At 63.6% G+C, this 15,463-nt stretch carries 11 protein-coding genes; 3 read left to right on the top strand and 8 right to left on the bottom strand.

The annotated features are described in order from the left end of the window. Nucleotides 1-41: 41 nt before the first annotated feature. Nucleotides 42-1,544, bottom strand: a complete 1,503-nt coding sequence (gene pitA / locus HMPREF3138_RS06025; RefSeq protein ID WP_038871523.1) for an inorganic phosphate transporter PitA — start codon at nt 1,542-1,544, stop codon at nt 42-44. Nucleotides 1,545-1,844: 300 nt separating this feature from the next. On the opposite strand from pitA, the gene HMPREF3138_RS06020 reads away from it, so the two are divergent. Further along, entirely contained in the window at nt 1,845-3,044 is a 1,200-nt protein-coding gene (locus HMPREF3138_RS06020) for a BaiN/RdsA family NAD(P)/FAD-dependent oxidoreductase (RefSeq protein WP_038871520.1), read from the top strand. Nucleotides 3,045-3,072: 28 nt separating this feature from the next. Here the strand turns inward: HMPREF3138_RS06020 and add are convergent, their stop codons facing one another. After that, a complete protein-coding gene (gene add / locus HMPREF3138_RS06015) occupies nt 3,073-4,065 on the bottom strand; it encodes an adenosine deaminase (RefSeq protein ID WP_038871517.1) in 993 nt (330 codons plus the stop codon). Between the two features lie 9 nt (nt 4,066-4,074). Beyond that, nucleotides 4,075-5,016 carry a nucleoside hydrolase gene (locus tag HMPREF3138_RS06010; RefSeq protein WP_038871515.1) on the bottom strand — a complete coding sequence of 314 codons (942 nt, stop codon included), beginning with the start codon at nt 5,014-5,016 and terminating at the stop codon, nt 4,075-4,077. A 161-nt stretch (nt 5,017-5,177) separates the two neighbouring features. Between HMPREF3138_RS06010 and HMPREF3138_RS06005 the strand changes: the two genes are divergently transcribed. Then, a complete protein-coding gene (locus HMPREF3138_RS06005) occupies nt 5,178-5,861 on the top strand; it encodes a Crp/Fnr family transcriptional regulator (protein ID WP_038871512.1) in 684 nt (227 codons plus the stop codon). Here HMPREF3138_RS06005 and HMPREF3138_RS06000 read toward each other — a convergent pair. The 4 genes from HMPREF3138_RS06000 to HMPREF3138_RS05985 all read right to left on the bottom strand — a co-directional run bounded on the left by HMPREF3138_RS06000 (nt 5,858) and on the right by HMPREF3138_RS05985 (nt 12,740). Next, nucleotides 5,858-6,271, bottom strand: coding sequence for a VOC family protein (locus HMPREF3138_RS06000; RefSeq protein WP_038871509.1), 414 nt, complete (start codon nt 6,269-6,271; stop codon nt 5,858-5,860). The genes HMPREF3138_RS06005 and HMPREF3138_RS06000 overlap by 4 nt on opposite strands. Before the next feature lie 99 nt (nt 6,272-6,370). After that, a complete protein-coding gene (locus HMPREF3138_RS05995; RefSeq protein WP_038871506.1) occupies nt 6,371-8,551 on the bottom strand; it encodes a virulence factor SrfC family protein in 2,181 nt (726 codons plus the stop codon). Continuing rightward, on the bottom strand, nt 8,548-11,493 hold the full coding sequence (locus HMPREF3138_RS05990) for a virulence factor SrfB (RefSeq protein ID WP_070558829.1): 2,946 nt from the start codon (nt 11,491-11,493) through the stop codon (nt 8,548-8,550). The genes HMPREF3138_RS05995 and HMPREF3138_RS05990 overlap by 4 nt, the downstream gene beginning before the upstream one ends. Further along, nucleotides 11,493-12,740, bottom strand: coding sequence for an SrfA family protein (locus HMPREF3138_RS05985; protein WP_038871499.1), 1,248 nt, complete (start codon nt 12,738-12,740; stop codon nt 11,493-11,495). Before HMPREF3138_RS05985 ends, HMPREF3138_RS05990 begins: the two co-directional genes overlap by 1 nt. A 294-nt stretch (nt 12,741-13,034) precedes the next feature. Between HMPREF3138_RS05985 and HMPREF3138_RS05980 the strand changes: the two genes are divergently transcribed. Beyond that, nucleotides 13,035-13,952: a DMT family transporter gene (locus HMPREF3138_RS05980; RefSeq protein WP_038871497.1), complete on the top strand. Its 918-nt coding sequence runs from the start codon at nt 13,035-13,037 to the stop codon at nt 13,950-13,952. Here HMPREF3138_RS05980 and HMPREF3138_RS05975 read toward each other — a convergent pair. After that, nucleotides 13,949-15,442 (bottom strand): MocR-like pyridoxine biosynthesis transcription factor PdxR, encoded by a 1,494-nt coding sequence (locus HMPREF3138_RS05975; protein ID WP_038871495.1) that lies wholly within the window; start codon nt 15,440-15,442, stop codon nt 13,949-13,951. The two genes, HMPREF3138_RS05980 and HMPREF3138_RS05975, sit on opposite strands and share 4 nt — an antisense overlap. Nucleotides 15,443-15,463: the final 21 nt, after the last annotated feature.

The raw sequence follows: 15,463 nt of genomic DNA, 5'->3' as shown, positions 1-15,463 counted from the left end.
GAAAAGTGTCAACCTATAGCAGGACTAGTCATGCTTATCGCTTAGATCAGCTTCAACGCGACCCAATACAGCGCACCGGAAAGCAGAATCGAGATTGGCAGGGTCAGTACCCAGGCCAACAGGATGTTCTTCACGGTTTTGCTCTGCACGCCGCCGCCGTCCACGATCATCGTCCCGGCAACCGCCGAAGAGAGGACGTGGGTGGTGGAGACCGGCATGCCGGTATAGCTCGCCACGCCGATCGACAGCGCTGCGGTCATCTGGGCCGACACGCCCTGGGCGTAGGTCATGCCTTTCTTGCCGATCTTCTCGCCGATGGTGGTGGCCACGCGTTTCCAGCCCACCATGGTGCCGAGCGACAGCGCCAGCGCGACGGCGACGATGATCCACATCGGCGCGTACTCGACGGTCTGCAGCAGATCCTGACGCAGGTTCTTCAGGAAGCGCTGGTCGGCGGATGAGGTTTCCGGCAGCTTGGCGACTTTATCCGCCGTGTCGGTCACGCACATCAGCAGGCGGCGCAGGTGGCTGCGCTGTTCAACCGTCAGCTGATCGTAGCTTTGCAGGTTGGTCAGCATGCCCTGAGCCAGCTCGATCGCCGGCATGGCGCGCGAACTGTCGCAGTGGAACTCAGCCGGCTTGTTCGGTGCAGCTTCATCATCCGGGCTTGGCACCAGCGGCGTCATCGACACCGCATGCGACAGCGCGTCGCCGTGCTGCTGGTAATATTGCTGCAGGTGGCTCACGGCATCACGCGTACGGGTGATGTCATAACCGGTTGCATTCATATTGACCACGAAGCCGGCCGGCGCAACGCCGATCAGCACCAGCATGATAAGGCCGATGCCTTTTTGGCCGTCGTTGGCGCCGTGCGAGAAGCTGACGCCAATCGCCGACAGGATCAGTGCGATACGGGTCCAGAACGGCGGCTTACGTTTGCCGTCGACCTTTTCACGTTCCGCAGGGGTCATGTGGATACGCTGGCGTTTCTTGGTGCCACTCCAATAGCGGCGCAAGGCGAACACCATCACTCCCGCCACCATCATGCCGACCAGCGGCGAGAACAGCAGAGAAAGGAAAATACCAATCATTTTCGGGACGTTAAGCGCATCCACCACCGAAGTGTGGGTCATCAGGGCATTGGTTAAACCGACACCGATGATGGCGCCTATCAGCGTATGGGAACTGGAGGCCGGCAGACCGAAATACCAGGTGCCGAGGTTCCAGATGATTGCCGCCAACAGCATGGAGAAGACCATGGCTAGTCCGTGTGCTGAACTGACGTTCAACAACAGATCGGTAGGCAGCAAGTGGACGATGGCGTAAGCAACACTCAAACCGCCGAGCATTACGCCAAGAAAGTTGAACAAACCTGCCATCACGACCGCAAGTTGCGAGCGCATGGCGCGGGTATAAATAACTGTAGCGACCGCATTGGCCGTATCATGAAAACCGTTGATGGCTTCATAAAACAACACGAACAACAATGCGAGAATTAACATCAGGCCGGTATGGAAATCCAGGCCAGCGAACAAATGCAGCATAAGCGTTACGCCAGTTTGTGGACATGAACGCCGCGCATTATCAGTGACAACCGGGGCCGGGGAAAAGGAAAATATGACGTTTTTTTGATTTGGACATGACGAAATGATGGCGTGTCTATAACAAAAATATGGAATATCAACGCGTTACTCTCCTCTGACCTCTGTAATATTTTCTTACTATGGCGTTGGCGGCGCCGGGGCTTTACAATCTGCCGCCGTGAATTTGGCGGTGACCGGCGGCGAAACGGCGTAATATGGCGCTCTTTTGTCGCGATTGTGGTTTTGATAAGTGAGGCTCAGGTGGAACAGTTTGATGTCGTAGTGATTGGGGCGGGCGCCGCCGGCATGTTTTGCGCCGCGCAGGCGGGGCAACTCGGTTGCCGCGTGTTGCTGCTCGACAACGGCAAAAAACCGGGCCGCAAGATCCTGATGTCCGGCGGCGGGCGCTGCAACTTCACCAATATGTATGCCGAGCCGGCGGCCTATCTGTCGAACAACCCGCACTTCTGCAAGTCGGCGTTGGCGCGCTATACCCAGTGGGACTTCATCGATCTGATCAACCGCTACGGCATCGCCTACCATGAAAAAACGCTGGGGCAGCTGTTCTGCGACGACTCGGCGCAGCAGGTGGTGGATCTGCTGGTCAAAGAGTGCGAACTGGGCCAGGTGACGATGCGCCTGCGCAGCGAAGTGCTGGGCGTGGAGAAAACCGAACATGGCTACGCGCTGGCGCTGAATGGTGAAAAAGTGAGTGCTCGCTCACTTGTGGTAGCCAGCGGCGGTTTGTCCATGCCGGGGCTGGGCGCTTCGCCGTTCGGTTACAAGCTGGCGGAGCAGTTCGGCCTCAAGGTGCTGCCGACGCGCGCCGGGCTGGTGCCTTTTACCCTGCATAAGCCGCTGCTGGAGCATGTGCAGACGCTGTCCGGCGTCTCGGTGCCGACGGTGATCACCGCCGAGAACGGCGTCAGCTTCCGTGAAAGCATCCTGTTCACCCATCGCGGCCTGTCCGGCCCGGCGGTGCTGCAGCTGTCCAGCTACTGGCAACCGGGTGAGTATGTGAGTGTTAACTTACTTCCTGATCTGAATTTGGCGGCCTTCCTGGATGACCAGCGTCGCCAGCATCCGAATCAAAGCCTGAAAAACACCCTGGCGTTGCACTTGCCGAAGCGGCTGGTGGAATGCTTGCAAACGTTGGGACAACTGCCGGAGGCCACGCTGAAGCAGCTGAATGCGCCGCAGCAGGCGGCGCTGGTGGATCTGTTGCAGAACTGGCGCGTGCAGCCGAACGGCACCGAAGGTTACCGCACGGCGGAAGTGACGCTCGGCGGCGTCGACACCAACGAACTTTCCTCCAAGACGATGGAAGCCCACAAGGCGCCGGGGCTCTATTTTATCGGCGAAGTGGTGGACGTGACCGGGTGGTTGGGCGGCTACAACTTCCAGTGGGCCTGGAGCTCTGCCTGGGCGTGCGCTCAGGCGTTGGCGGCGCAGGAGCGTTAAAAGCCGCTCAGCCTTGAAACGCACCGGGTTACATTGGCCCGGTCTTGAGCTGATTCATTAATTTTATTTTAGTATCGCCGTCGAGAAAACTCGCTTCCAGCGCCTGTCGGTTGCTGCGGTTAAAATCGTCATCCTGCCAGCCGAAGGCGTCATGCAACAGCTGGTACTCTTTGTTCAGCGTGGTATCGGCGACGATGCGCGCATCGGTATTCACGTTCAGCCGCACTCCCATCCTTTTCAGCCGGTCTATCGGGTGACTGTCGATGCTGTCGAACAGATTGCAGACGAGATTGCAGCTGGGGCAGATCTCGAGCAGGACGCCGGTGGCTACCAGGCGCTCGATAAGCGCAGTATCCTCGATGCTCCTGACGCCGTGGCCGATGCGCGACACCTGCAGCCAATCCAGCGTTTCCCGTACGCTGTCGGCGCCCTTCGCCTCGCCGGCGTGGGCGATGACGTTGCCGCCGGCTTCGCGCACCGCCCGAAAGGCCGCTACGTGATTGGCCAGCGGGTAACGCGCTTCGTCGGCGGCCAAATCCAGCGCGACCACGCCGCGGCCCAGAAAGTTAACCACGAGCCCGGCGGTTTGCAGGCTGGCGGCCGCATCGAAATGCCGCAGCGTGCACAGGATCAGCCCGGCGGCGATGCCGTAAGTTTGCGCGGCGTCACGCATCGCGGCGAGCACCGTCTCGACCACCGCTTCACCGCTTAACCCCATCCGGGTATGCAGCAGCGGGGCAAAGCGCACTTCCGCATAGATGACGTTATCCGCCGCCAGCTGCGCGAACAAGTCATCGACGGCCAGCGTTATCGCCTGGTGCGTCTGCAGGAGGTCTATTTGTGGTGCGATCTTGTTTAAAAAGTCCCCGAGATCGGCGCATCGTTTCGGCGCGATAAATTGCCGATTAAAGGCCGTTCTGGTTATTTGCGGGTCGATCTTTTTGACATAGTGGTAGCTTAAACAGGTATCCAAATGGACGTGCAATTCCACTTTCTTCAATATTCTTGGATCGAATTTCATACGGGCCACTTATTTCATTAACGGCTGAGATAACAACGAAAACAGTTTTTCTTTAAACAGGCCGGGTTTAATGCGGGTGATCACGCGGGCATTGGCCGGTTCGCCGGTCAGGTGGGTGGAATCAATGACGTAATGGCCGTAAGACCTTTCACTTTTATATTCTACCCAGGAATACGCCTCCAGACTGGTCTCGACGATGTCCGGGTAGAGCGCCACCGCCATGGCGGTCGGATCGGGTAAATCAAAACCTTTACGCTCGCTGCGCCCGGCGTTGAACGCCATCAGCGTGCGATTGCAGCGCACGGTAAAGCGGCCCAGTTTGCCGAGATGATGCAATCGTTCAATATCGTCCTCGTCAATAAACGCTTCCCCCATCCCGATCTCCCAACCGACGAGGGTGAGCGGCAGCCCGGCATTCAGCACCAGATGGGCGGCCTCAGCGTCGGCGTAGAAGTTAAATTCGGCCAGCGGGGTAATATTGCCCGGCGTCAGCCCGGAACCGCCCATGACATAAACCCTTTTCACTTGTTCGGCCAGCGCGGGCGCTTTCAGCACCGCCATCGCGAGATTGGTCAGCGGGCCGAGAGTGACGATCTCCAACTCGCCAGGGCGTCGTGCGGCGCAGTCGATGATGGCGTCCACGGCATGCATGGGGTCGGCGGTCAGCTGCGGTTCGGGCAAGGCCATGTCGCCCATGCCGTCTTCGCCGTGAATGTGGTGCGAGTGATAGCGCGTGCGGAACAGCGGTTTCGCCATGCCGGCGTATACCGGAGGGGCATAGGTTCCCGCTTTTTCCACGCAGATAAGCGCATTTTTGACGCATTGTTCAAGCGGGCAGTTGCCTGCGACCGTGGTGATCGCTTCCACCCTCACGTCAGGCTCGCGCAACGCCATCAGCAAGGCGACGGCATCGTCGGAGGCGGTATCGGTATCTATCAAAATATGTCGCATGGCAGTCTCCTTGGGTGGGGTCTGCGGAGAAAATACCCAGACGGTCCGAGGCAAAAAAGGTCAGATGTCCTGTTTCGTTCTGAAGCGCGCCGGCTATTCTGGGCGCAGCTGAAAAGATAGGATGCAAGACGTTAACGGATAAGCCCTGGGAGTAAATCGCCGTGAAAACTGTCGGTGACAGCAAGCTAAAAGAAGCGTTTATCGAAGCTCACGATCTGCGAACGGCGCTTTCGCCCCCGCTGTTGGCCGCCTTGCGCCTGATCAGGGTCGAGGCCGGTGAATACCTGGTGACGCAAAGCGATCGGTTGACCCACCTGTTTTTTCTCGTGCAGGGAAAATTGCAGGTTGAGAATTACGATGTGAACGGCATGCACATCGTCTTTTCCTTCGAAACGGATTTCTCCGTGATAGGCGATCTGGAGCTGTTCTCCCAGGCGCAGCGGGCGGTGTTCAGCACCGTTCAGGCAGTTACGGACGCGCTGATCTTCACGCTGCCTATTGACGTCATCAAAGAGCGGGCCATGCACAATCCTGTTTTCCTCGCCTTTATGTGCCGGCAGTTGAGCGACAAGCTGCTTAACGCTTCATTGCTGCATGCGAGCGGCGGCTTAACGGCAGAATATAAGTTGCGCAAATTTCTGTTATTTAAAATAAAGCAGGAAGGCGTGCAGATTCAGCTCGAAAACAGGGAGTTGCTGGCGGGCAGATTAGGGATCTCCGTCAGGCAGCTGAGCCGCGCGTTGGCGCAGCTCGCGGCGGACGGTATTATTCAGTTTAAAAACAAATCGCTACGGGTGGTGGATAGCCAACGGCTGGCCGACATCAACGGGAGCGCCAGGATCTAGCCGATCGCCGGCCCCTTAAGCTCGATGCGATTGCCGTCCGGATCGCTGAAGTAAATCGACGGTCCGTCGCCTTCCGCGCCGTAGCGCGATTCAGCAGGATCGACGGCGATCCCTTGCGATCGCAGATAGGCCAGCAGTTCGTCTTCGTTGAAAGGATCGATGCGCAGGCAGAGGTGATCGACATTTTGCCGGTGAGGATCGGGCGCATCGCCGCCTTTTTTTCCAAGCTGGCCGTTAACGTCGACCAGATCAATCATGGCCGCCCCGGCGTGCAGGTGCATCAGCCCCAAATCCGGCCGCCGTTTGGCGATATCACAGCCGACGATCTGGGTATAAAAATGCAGGCTTTTCTGCATATCGCGCACGCGCAGAACCACATGGTCGATAGTCTTCAGGCTGAAAGGGGGCATGATTTTCTCCCAGAATCGCGGCGTTACTCATCAGCATAATCGGCAACGCCCGATTTATCCCGTTTTCACCCCCTATTGCTTTGCTGCCAGAGCCGCCGCTTAGCGCAGGGTTGCCACGATCCCTTCCAACGCCGCGCGCTGCGCCTCGCCGAGCGCGCTTTCCGTCGCCGCATTCTCCGCCAGCAGGGTTTGCAGGCCAATCAGCCAGTCATAGATATAAAACGCGGTGTTTTTGGTCGGCGTCGGCGCCAGCCGGGTTAACCGCTGCTGGCGGCTCCAGTCCACCGCCGGCTGCGGCGGTGGGGTAAAGATCGGCTGGCCGGGATTGACGCGGCTCTCGGGGCGCGTTGCCGCATCGCGCCGCTGGAAGCCGAGCCAGGCGACGAAGTCGCCCAGTATCGCCAGCGCCTGGCTGATTTGCCGATCTTCGCACTGGTCCGGCAGGCCCCCGGCGCACAGCGCGCGTTCCAGCTCATCATCGAGCCGCAGGCGGCAGGCGGCGCCGATCAGCGCATCAACCAGCAGTTCCAGGTGCGGCTTTTCGACGCCGAGCAGCTCCAGCAACCGACGGCTGTCCGGCAGGCTGCGCAGATGGTTGATCCAATCCGCGAATACCCGCGCGGCAAAGGATGACGCGGGGGGCTCGCCGGGTGCCGGGGTTTCCGGTGCGCCGAACAGATCGATATCGAGCCCGAACGGCGCTGGCGTCGCCGTCGGGGCCGGCGCGGCGTGCTGCTGTTGCTGATAAAGCTGGCGCAACGTATCGCGCTGCGGTAACAGCCGTTCCAGCAGTTCGCCGTGGCGGCCGGCCTGCGCCTGCAGCGCTCGCAGCAGCTGCTGGCCGCGTTGCTGCGCCGCGTGTGGATCGGTGGCGGTGAGCCAGTTGCCGAGCAGGCTTTCCGTCAGCTCGCGCTGCAACTCTTCGCGCTGTTCGAGCAGGCGCGCTTGCTTCTGGGCCGGGCGCGCCTGGGCGGCCAGGTAGCTCACCATACGGCGGCAATCCTGTTCATCCAGCGCCAGCAGCGTGGCCCAGCTGTCGCCGGGCTCGCCGACCTGGCGCTGTACGGCGTCGTCGGGGCGCGCTTTGCCTTCCCCGCGTTGATCGAACGGTGTGATCGCCCAGATCAGGCCAGGCTTGCGGCGCTGGCGCAGCGCCGGGGTTTCCCCCTGAGTCTGGTTGACCCAGTTGGCGAGCGCCTGGCCGATGCGGGCGGCGTCCTGTGGCGTGGCGGCGGCATCGGCCACCAGCAGCAGGTTGGCGTGCAGGCCGTCTGCGCAGCGGGACAGCAAATGGGCGCGTTTCGCCTGTTGCAGCCGCTGCGTTGGTTCCGCCTGCGGGCAGGCGCGGCTGCCGGGCAGGTCGATCAGCGCCACGTCGGCGGGCAGGCCCGCCTGCGCCGTTTGCGGCAGAACGGTGGTGACTTCGGCGGTCAGCCAGGTCAGATCGCTCAGCGCGATCTCCCGTTCACCGCCGTGTTCGGCCATCACGACGATCGTCGCGTTTTCCGCTGCGGCGCTCGCGGTCAGCAGCGGCAAGGCGCGGTGCGAAGCATGAACCTGTCGGCTGCCGCCGAGGGCATGCAGCGTGTGTGCCAGCTGGCGATAATGCGCCGTCAGCGTTGTTTCCTCTCCCCACAGCGGCGCAAACAGGCGCGCGCGATCGTCGATGCTCAACTGCGGCGCCAGCGCCACGGCCTGCGGCCAGAAATGCCTGTCCAGCGTCTGTTGCCCCTTGTCGCCGTGGCGGCGTTGGCTATCCCACAGCATCAGCACATCGCTGTCGCTGAGGCCGTCGAGGGCGACGGTTTGGCGGTGGCGCGCCAACGCTTGCAGATGGCGGGCGATCGCGCGGGCGTCCCAGTCCAGCCGGAAGCCGCCCATCGCGGCGGCATCGAGCGTGATGGCCAGCCACTGCGCTTCATCGAGCAGCGCGAGGGCGAGCGGATACTCGGCGCACGGCGACGGCGCGACGGCGCCGTAACGCACCGCCAGCGCGGCGTCTGCGTGCAGCCTTTCTGCGCCGGGGGCCAGCGCCGCCAGCAGGTGGGCCTTGGCGGCGGTGTTGTGGCCGTACAGGCCGATAGCGACCTGCTCAGGTTGCGCATTCGCCAATTGCAGCGCGCGGTTATGGCAACGGCGCAGGCGCAGCGTCAGGCGATCCGCCTCCTGTTCCAAACGAGTGGACTGCCGGCGCGCGGCGTCCACCCAGGCGATCGCCTGCAGAATGCCGGTGCTGAGTGCGTGGTTCGGGGCCGATTGGGCGGTAGTGGTGGCTTTCATCGTGGGTAAATGCTCCCGCTGTCTATCCAGTAGTGGGTCGCGCCGGAGGCGCTGGCAGCCAGGGTATTGAGTTTCAGTTGCAGATGGTGCGCCGGGACGGGGCTACCGTCGGCCAGCAACGCCTGCGCGATCTTGACGCTTTCTGCGCCCTGTTCGGCGCTGGCGGTAATGGCCAGCCGCAGGGTGATCACCGCATCGCCGGCCAGTTTGCGCGCCAGCTGGGCGTCATTGATGGTCAGTGTATAGAGCGGCGAGGCCGGCCAGCGTTCGTTGTCCAGTTGGCGAAAGCCCAGGCGCAGCGGGCCGCGCAGCTGGAAGCTGCCGGCGGGGTCGAGCGCGAAGTCGGCGCGATCCAGATCGATGTCGCGGTAATAGACGTTATCGTCCGCCAGCATGTTGTTGCCGTCCAGCATGCCCAGATGGCGAATGGTGGAGTAGGGCTGGAAATCGCCGACGTTGAAGTAAAAGCTCTCCAGGCGCAGGTCGATCGCCAACAGGCACAGCATGGCACCCACCGCGGCGGTGGATTTCGGGTTGTCGATGCGGCCGCGTTTGTTGAACGGGTACCAGCTGCGGGTGTGGTAGCCCTCGAGCGGCAGAATGCGGCTGGCGGGCAGCGGCTGCAGATGGCGCAGCAGCGCCTGCACGCCGGGGAAACGCGCCGGGCGGCCGGTCAACAGCAGCACGTCGCAGGTATACAGCGCCACCCCCTCGGCCAGCAGGCGCAGGCAGCGGCCGATGCCGATGCGATCGGACAAGAAGGCGGCGTGCAGATCGGCCAGGCGGATCACCAGCGGGGTGTGCAGAATATCGAAGGCGTCGCTGTCGGCTTCGCGCTGCACCTCGCCGTTGATAAACGCCAGCACCTGCGGCGTCGGCGGCTGCGGCAGCAGGTCGCCCAGGCTGGCGGCGATTTCCGCCCGGCTGTCCAGCGGATCGTATTCTTCATAGGCGCCGAGCAGCGCGCGTCCGGCGGGCATGAAAATCTGCAGCGCGGCCTGCTGACGCAGGGTGGAAAGCCCGTCCATGCGCCCTTCGTTGCCGAACAGCCTGTCCATCAACGCCGGGGCGGCGTTCACGCCGGCGGCTTCGAACGCCTGCTGCACGGCGGGCAGGATAAACTGCTGGATGGCGTCCAGCAGGATATCGTCGCCGGCGACTTTAAAGCCCTCGCGGAACAGCAGGCGCGGGTTGATTTTGATGTTGTTGCCCACGCCGTCGTCGAGCGAATAGTGCGTGATCGCCAGATCCGTGGTGCCGCCGCCGATGTCGATGGAGGCGATGCGCAGCGTTTTTCCCGCCTGCTCACCCGGCGCCAGCGGCCGGTCGGGCCGGGCCATGGCGGCGAAAAAGGCGTCGGTGCGGCCGGCGAAGTTCACCTGGGGTTCATTGTACAGATAGACCATCTGGCCGCAGGTGGCCTCGTCCCACTCCATCTGCACCTGAGGCACCGGGAAGCGGGCGTGCGCGCCGTCGAACGGCGCATCCTGCGGGTGCCAGCCGAGGGCCTTCCACACCAGCCCGATCGCTTCCTGCATGCGGCGGCGGAAGATCTCTCGCTCCGGTTTCGGCATGGCCGAAGGCAGCGTCAGAATGATGGCGCGCAAACGGCGCGGCGCGGCGGCGTTCGGCATGCGGCTGCGCTGGGCGATGCTGTTGATCTGCATCAGCGCCTGCGCCAACAGCTCGGCGAGCATCAGCGTCATCACCGCGCTGCGGCTGTAATGGGCGGCGAACACCGGCAGCCGTTGCGCCGTCGGCAGGGCAGACAGCGGCACGCCTTCGTCGTTGATGAGGGTGGTCAACGGCGCGGCGGCGGCCATCGGCTCGTGCCGCTCGTTGAAGCGCCAGCCGGGCGCATAGCGCTCCTCGTCCCACAGGTAGCGGCGCGGGCTGGAAATGCCGGTAGTGCCTTCGTGGCCCGTTCGCCGCTGCGCCAGCTGCGCGGCTTCGCGGCCGACGCGGGTGATGGAGGGCCACTGGAAGGCGTCGTCGCGCCCGCTCTGGAACGACAGATGCGGCTTGCCGAAGCTGGCCTGAGAAAACTCCACCCGGCTCTCGAACAGTTCGTTGTAGACGCGGTGCGGTTCGGACAGCGAACGCAGCTGCAGCTCGTAGGTTTGCTTCAGGCCGTTGCTCTCTTCCGGGTGGTCTTCGACCAGCACGCCGCAGGTGTGCGAGTTGCCGACATCCAGCACCAGATCGACGTCGATCGCCGGTTGCTGCAGCGTCGCCGCCACCATTTTTATCTGCGGTACCGCCAGCTGATGGCCGAGCATGTGCAGCAGATTGAGGTAGTGCGCCTGATACTCGAAGGTTTTCAGCCCGGCGTTGATCTCCACTTCGGCGCGCTGCTCCCGCTCGGCGGCGCGCTGGCTGAACGCTTCGCGCAGCCAGCCGTCTACCCAGGTCAGATCGAGAAACTCGCCCAGCTCGTGGTTGCGGTGCGCCAGCGCGAAGTTCAGCCCGGTGCCGAGATCGCTTTCGCCCGGCGCCAGTGTCTCTTGGCCGGGCGCGGCGGCGCGGGTGTCGAAGGCCAGCACCACGCGCAGCAGGTTGCCGTCCTGATCCGGTTCATCCAGCTGCACCACCTGCAGGCGCGCCCAGTTGTCCGGGCCCGACAAAAACAGGCCCGCCGGGGTGTGGCGCAAGAAGGGCAGCGGCAGCCAGAGCTTATCCAGCAGGCGCAGCGACTGCTGCAGCGGATAGCTGAACTCCGGCCGCACCACTTCGGCGGCCTGGTCGCCCACGGCCGGCAGCTGGTATTTGCCGCTCTCGGCCTCCCATTGCAGGCGCAGCAGCGGGCCGCTGGCGGTCTTGCGCACGAATTTGCCGGGAAACTCGGCGTCCAGCAGCGGCGTCAGGGCAAAGTCCAGCAACTGAATGCCGCTGTCCTGAATCAGCGTAATGCCGTGTTTGTAGTCCGTAAGGGGTGCCAGCATCATTTACTCTCGCGCTTGAACGTCATGGGATAGGTGGTGTCCGCATCGTAGCGGCCGGTGCACTCCGCCGCGCCGGTTTCGCCCTGGCGGCAAACGATCTCCGGGATCTGGTAGCGGCTGCCGTCGCTGCAGCGCGCCTTGGTGCGGCTGTTGATCACCAGATTGCCGGACTGCATCAGCCCGGCTTCGACCGCCACCCGGCAGCTGACGCCGTCGCCGTAGGCGATGATGGCGTTGCCTTTGCCGCCGTTCAGACGGTATTGCAGGCCGGGGCGTTTGCCGGTGATCGGGTCTTTCAGCGCCACCGTGGCGCGCCATTTGCCGTTAAGGAAACGGGTGGAGCCGGCCTTCACCGCCTCGGGCGGCAGCACCAGCGCATTTTTGTCCGCCGGCTGCGGGATGACCGGTGCCGGTGGCGGCGGCATCAGCGTCGCGTGCGCCAGCGGCAAGCGCAGTTTGGGCAACGGCGCGGCGGCTTTTTCCGGCGGGGCCGGATGCTGGACCTCCGCCGGCATCGCCGGTTGCGGCGGCGAGCGGTGCAGCCAGGCGGCCAGCGCCGCACTGCCTAGCAGCAGCACGGGAAAGAGCCAGAGAGCATAGCGCCGGCGCGGGCGAACGGCGGCAGGGGATTCGATAGGCGCTGCCGGGGCGGGCGCCGGTTCGGGCTCGGCGGCCGGGGCCGGTTTTACCGGTTCGACAACGGCCGGTTTACGCGGAGCGGCGGCGATCGGCGCCGGTTTTTCCACTTCGACTTTCACCTCTGCTTCGATCGGGCGCAGGCAGGCCAACGGATCGTCCGGGCTCTGCGCCTGCGGCTTGATAAAGCCCCAGAAGGTCAGCACCGGCCGGTCGTCCACCAGATAAACGTGGTTGGGATCGGGCATGTGCATCGCTTTGGCCAGCAGCGCGCCGAACAGGCGATGGCTGGGGTGATCGGTCGCCTGGGCCTGTTCCGTCAGGCTGCGAAAGGTCGTCAGGCAGTGTTCCAGGTGGCGCACTGCCTGCGCGCGCTGGGCATCGCTTGCCGCCAGCCAGGAGGTGACCTTGCCGGGGAAGGGCGCATACCAGTCGATGCGGGTGCCGCTTTCGTTCGGTTGGGGGATCGCCAGACAGTCGGCGGCCTGCTGCTGCCGGCGAAGACGCAGGGTTTCCCGCAGCTGCTGCGCGCAGGCGTAGACCGGTTGCCCGTTTTCGCCTAAAGCCAGCACATCATCCAAACTGCCACTGCGTAAGAAGGGTTTCACCACGGCACCGCACCTTGTCCTGTTCTGCAAAAACGCATAAAAGTCCATGATACCCCGCAGGCAGAGCCGCCAAACGGCCAAGGACAGCCCGAAAAACGCCCTTCTTTGGCGTTAGCGGCGCGCTTTGCTAACCGGCACAGTGAAAATTTCGCTATCTGGACCTGTCTGTGAACCGCTTTATCTGAAAAATAGAGCCTAGCCCCGGCAAGCGACACCGGGGAACGATGTTCTCTTTCACTATGACATCGCCTCGCGGGTTGCCGATTTCGGTATGCCTCAGGCGTGCGGAGCGTTCACATGACGGACAGTCAGTCTGAAAAAACTCTCGTTGTTCCCCCTGCACATCCCGCCGTCGGGCATTCGGCCCAGGGCTGGATGAACGGCTTCCTCGGTATGATGATCTTCAGCGGCTCGCTGCCCGCCACGCGAGTGGCGGTGCTGGAGCTCGATCCGCTGTTTCTGACGGCGGTCAGGGCGGCGATCGCCGCCTTGCTGGCCCTGTGTGCGCTGCTGATCACCCGGCAGGCGCGGCCGACGCGGGCCGATTTGCCGCCGCTGCTGTTTGTGGCGCTCGGCGTGGTCATCGGTTTTCCGCTGCTGACGGCGCTGGCGCTGCAGCACACCACCTCGGCGCATTCGCTGGTGTACATCGGCCTGCTGCCGCTGGCGACCGCCGGTTTTGGCGTTTTGCGCGGCGGAGAACGGCCCAAGCCCGCTTTTTGGGCTTTTTCAGGCGTCGGCGCCGTGCTGGTGGGCGCTTTCGCGTTGAGCCAGGGGAGCGGCGGTGCCTGGCAAGGGGATGCGCTGATGGTCGGGGCGGTGTTGCTGTGCGGCCTGGGTTATGCCGAAGGGGCGGTGCTGTCGCGCCGGATCGGCGGCTGGCAGGTGATCTCCTGGGCGCTGGTGGTGGCGTTGCCGTTGACGCTGGCGGCCACCTGGCTGGCGGCACCGGCCGGTTGGCCTGCGATCAGCGGCGCCGCCTGGCTGTCGCTGGTTTACGTCTCGGTGTTCAGCATGTGGATTGGGTTTATTTTCTGGTATCGCGGCCTGGCGCAGGGCGGCATCGCCGCCGTCGGACAGTTGCAGCTGCTGCAGCCGTTCTTCGGCCTGGCGCTGGCGGGCTGGCTGCTGCATGAGACCGTCCAGCCGATGATGATCGCCGTGATGGCCGGCGTGGTGGTTTGCGTGTTCGGCGCCAAACGTTTTTCCCGCTAGGCGCCGCTGCCGGCGCAGGCCAGGATCACCTGTCCGAGCCGTTCCACCGCCTGTTGCACCTGGCGGTCGGCGTAACCGCCCAATCCCAGCACCAGACCCGGCTCACCGTGGCCGGGCGCATACATCGGCGACACCGCCCGCAGCGCCAATCCGGCTTCGTTGGCGCATTGGGCGACCCGCACGTCATCGAGATCTTTCCTCAGCCACAGCACCATGTGCATGCCCTGATCGCAGGGCTGCACGACCGCCAGCTCAGCGGGGATATGCGTGTTGATCGCCTCGATCAGCACCCGGCGTTTCTCGGCGTAGACGCCGCGCATTTTGCGGATATGCCGGTCGAGATACCCTTCGGCGATAAAGGCGGCCAGCACGTGTTGATCCGCGCTGGGCGGATGGCGATCCATCAGGATCCTGGCGCCGCAAAAGGCGTCGACCAGCGGCGGCGGCACGACGGCGTAACCCAGCCGCAGCGAAGGGAACAGCATCTTGCTGAAGGTGCCGAGATAGAGCGTCCGTTCGGGCGCCAGCCCCTGCAGCGAAGGGAACGGGTGACCGGCGTAGCGCATCTCGCTGTCGTAGTCGTCTTCCACGATCCAGGCCTGCCGCTCTTTGGCCCAGGCCAGCAGGGCGCTTCTTTTCGCCATGCTCATCGGCATGCCCAGCGGATATTGATGCGACGGCGTGACAAAGGCGGCGCGGGCGTCGGCGGCCAGACGCACGCCGGCGGCAACGTCGATGCCGTCGTCGGCGACGGGCACCCTAATCATGTGCCGATCGCGAAACAGGCTGTCGAAAATGGCGGTAATGCCGGCGTAGGCGGGATCTTCGACCCAGGCGCTGTCGCCGGCGTCCAGCAGGATCTGGGCGGCCAAATAGAGCCCTTGTTGCGTGCCGGAGGTGATGAGGATTTGCTGCGGCGTGCAGTTTACCGAGCGGGAACGGCGCACATAGTCGCAGATGGCTTCGCGCAGCGGCAACGCGCCCAGCGGATCGCCGTAGCCCGACGGGGCGCCGGGGCCGCGTGCCCGGACGCGGTTACCGAGCCGCCGCCAGACATCGTCGGGCGCGGTATCACCGATCGGCACCGAGACGGTGAACGGTACCGGCGGCAGCGCCCGTGCCTGGGCGGCGAAGCGCGCCAGATGCTGCGCCTGTGAAGAAAGCGGCACCGCTACCGCCGAGCTCGCCTGCACGTTGGCGTGCGGCGTGCGGCGCGGCGCCTGATAGTGAGCGACCCGGGTGCCGGAGCCGGGCTGCGGCTCGAGAAAGCCTTCCGCCGTTAGCTGAGCGAAGGCTTCCAATACCGTGCCGCGTGCCAGATGCAGCGCCGCTGATAGCCGTCGCGTCGAGGGCAGCAGATCGCCCGCTTTCAGATCGCCCCGATGGATGGCCTGGCGCAGGGCCTGCGCCAGCTGGTGGCTAAGCTGGCCCGCCAGGCGATCGAGCTCGCCGATGGCGGGGACGTCAACGACTTTGGCTATTCTGGGCATGTATTCCGGCTCGCTTTGCAG

The sequence above is a fragment of the Serratia sp. HMSC15F11 genome (genome assembly GCF_001808215.1).
In the GTDB taxonomy this organism is placed as follows: domain Bacteria; phylum Pseudomonadota; class Gammaproteobacteria; order Enterobacterales; family Enterobacteriaceae; genus Serratia; species Serratia nevei.
This window is presented reverse-complemented; position numbering and strand designations above follow the sequence as displayed.

What these genes read in the sequence shown, in the direction of transcription:
- pitA (WP_038871523.1), bottom strand. Translation starts at nt 1,544, where the DNA reads ATGCTGCATTTGTTCGCTGGCCTGGATTTCCATACCGGCCTGATGTTA.
- add (WP_038871517.1), bottom strand. Translation starts at nt 4,065, where the DNA reads ATGAAATTCGATCCAAGAATATTGAAGAAAGTGGAATTGCACGTCCAT.
- HMPREF3138_RS06010 (WP_038871515.1), bottom strand. Translation starts at nt 5,016, where the DNA reads ATGCGACATATTTTGATAGATACCGATACCGCCTCCGACGATGCCGTC.
- HMPREF3138_RS06000 (WP_038871509.1), bottom strand. Translation starts at nt 6,271, where the DNA reads ATGCCCCCTTTCAGCCTGAAGACTATCGACCATGTGGTTCTGCGCGTG.
- HMPREF3138_RS05995 (WP_038871506.1), bottom strand. Translation starts at nt 8,551, where the DNA reads ATGAAAGCCACCACTACCGCCCAATCGGCCCCGAACCACGCACTCAGC.
- HMPREF3138_RS05990 (WP_070558829.1), bottom strand. Translation starts at nt 11,493, where the DNA reads ATGCTGGCACCCCTTACGGACTACAAACACGGCATTACGCTGATTCAG.
- HMPREF3138_RS05980 (WP_038871497.1), top strand. Translation starts at nt 13,035, where the DNA reads ATGACGGACAGTCAGTCTGAAAAAACTCTCGTTGTTCCCCCTGCACAT.
- HMPREF3138_RS05975 (WP_038871495.1), bottom strand. Translation starts at nt 15,442, where the DNA reads ATGCCCAGAATAGCCAAAGTCGTTGACGTCCCCGCCATCGGCGAGCTC.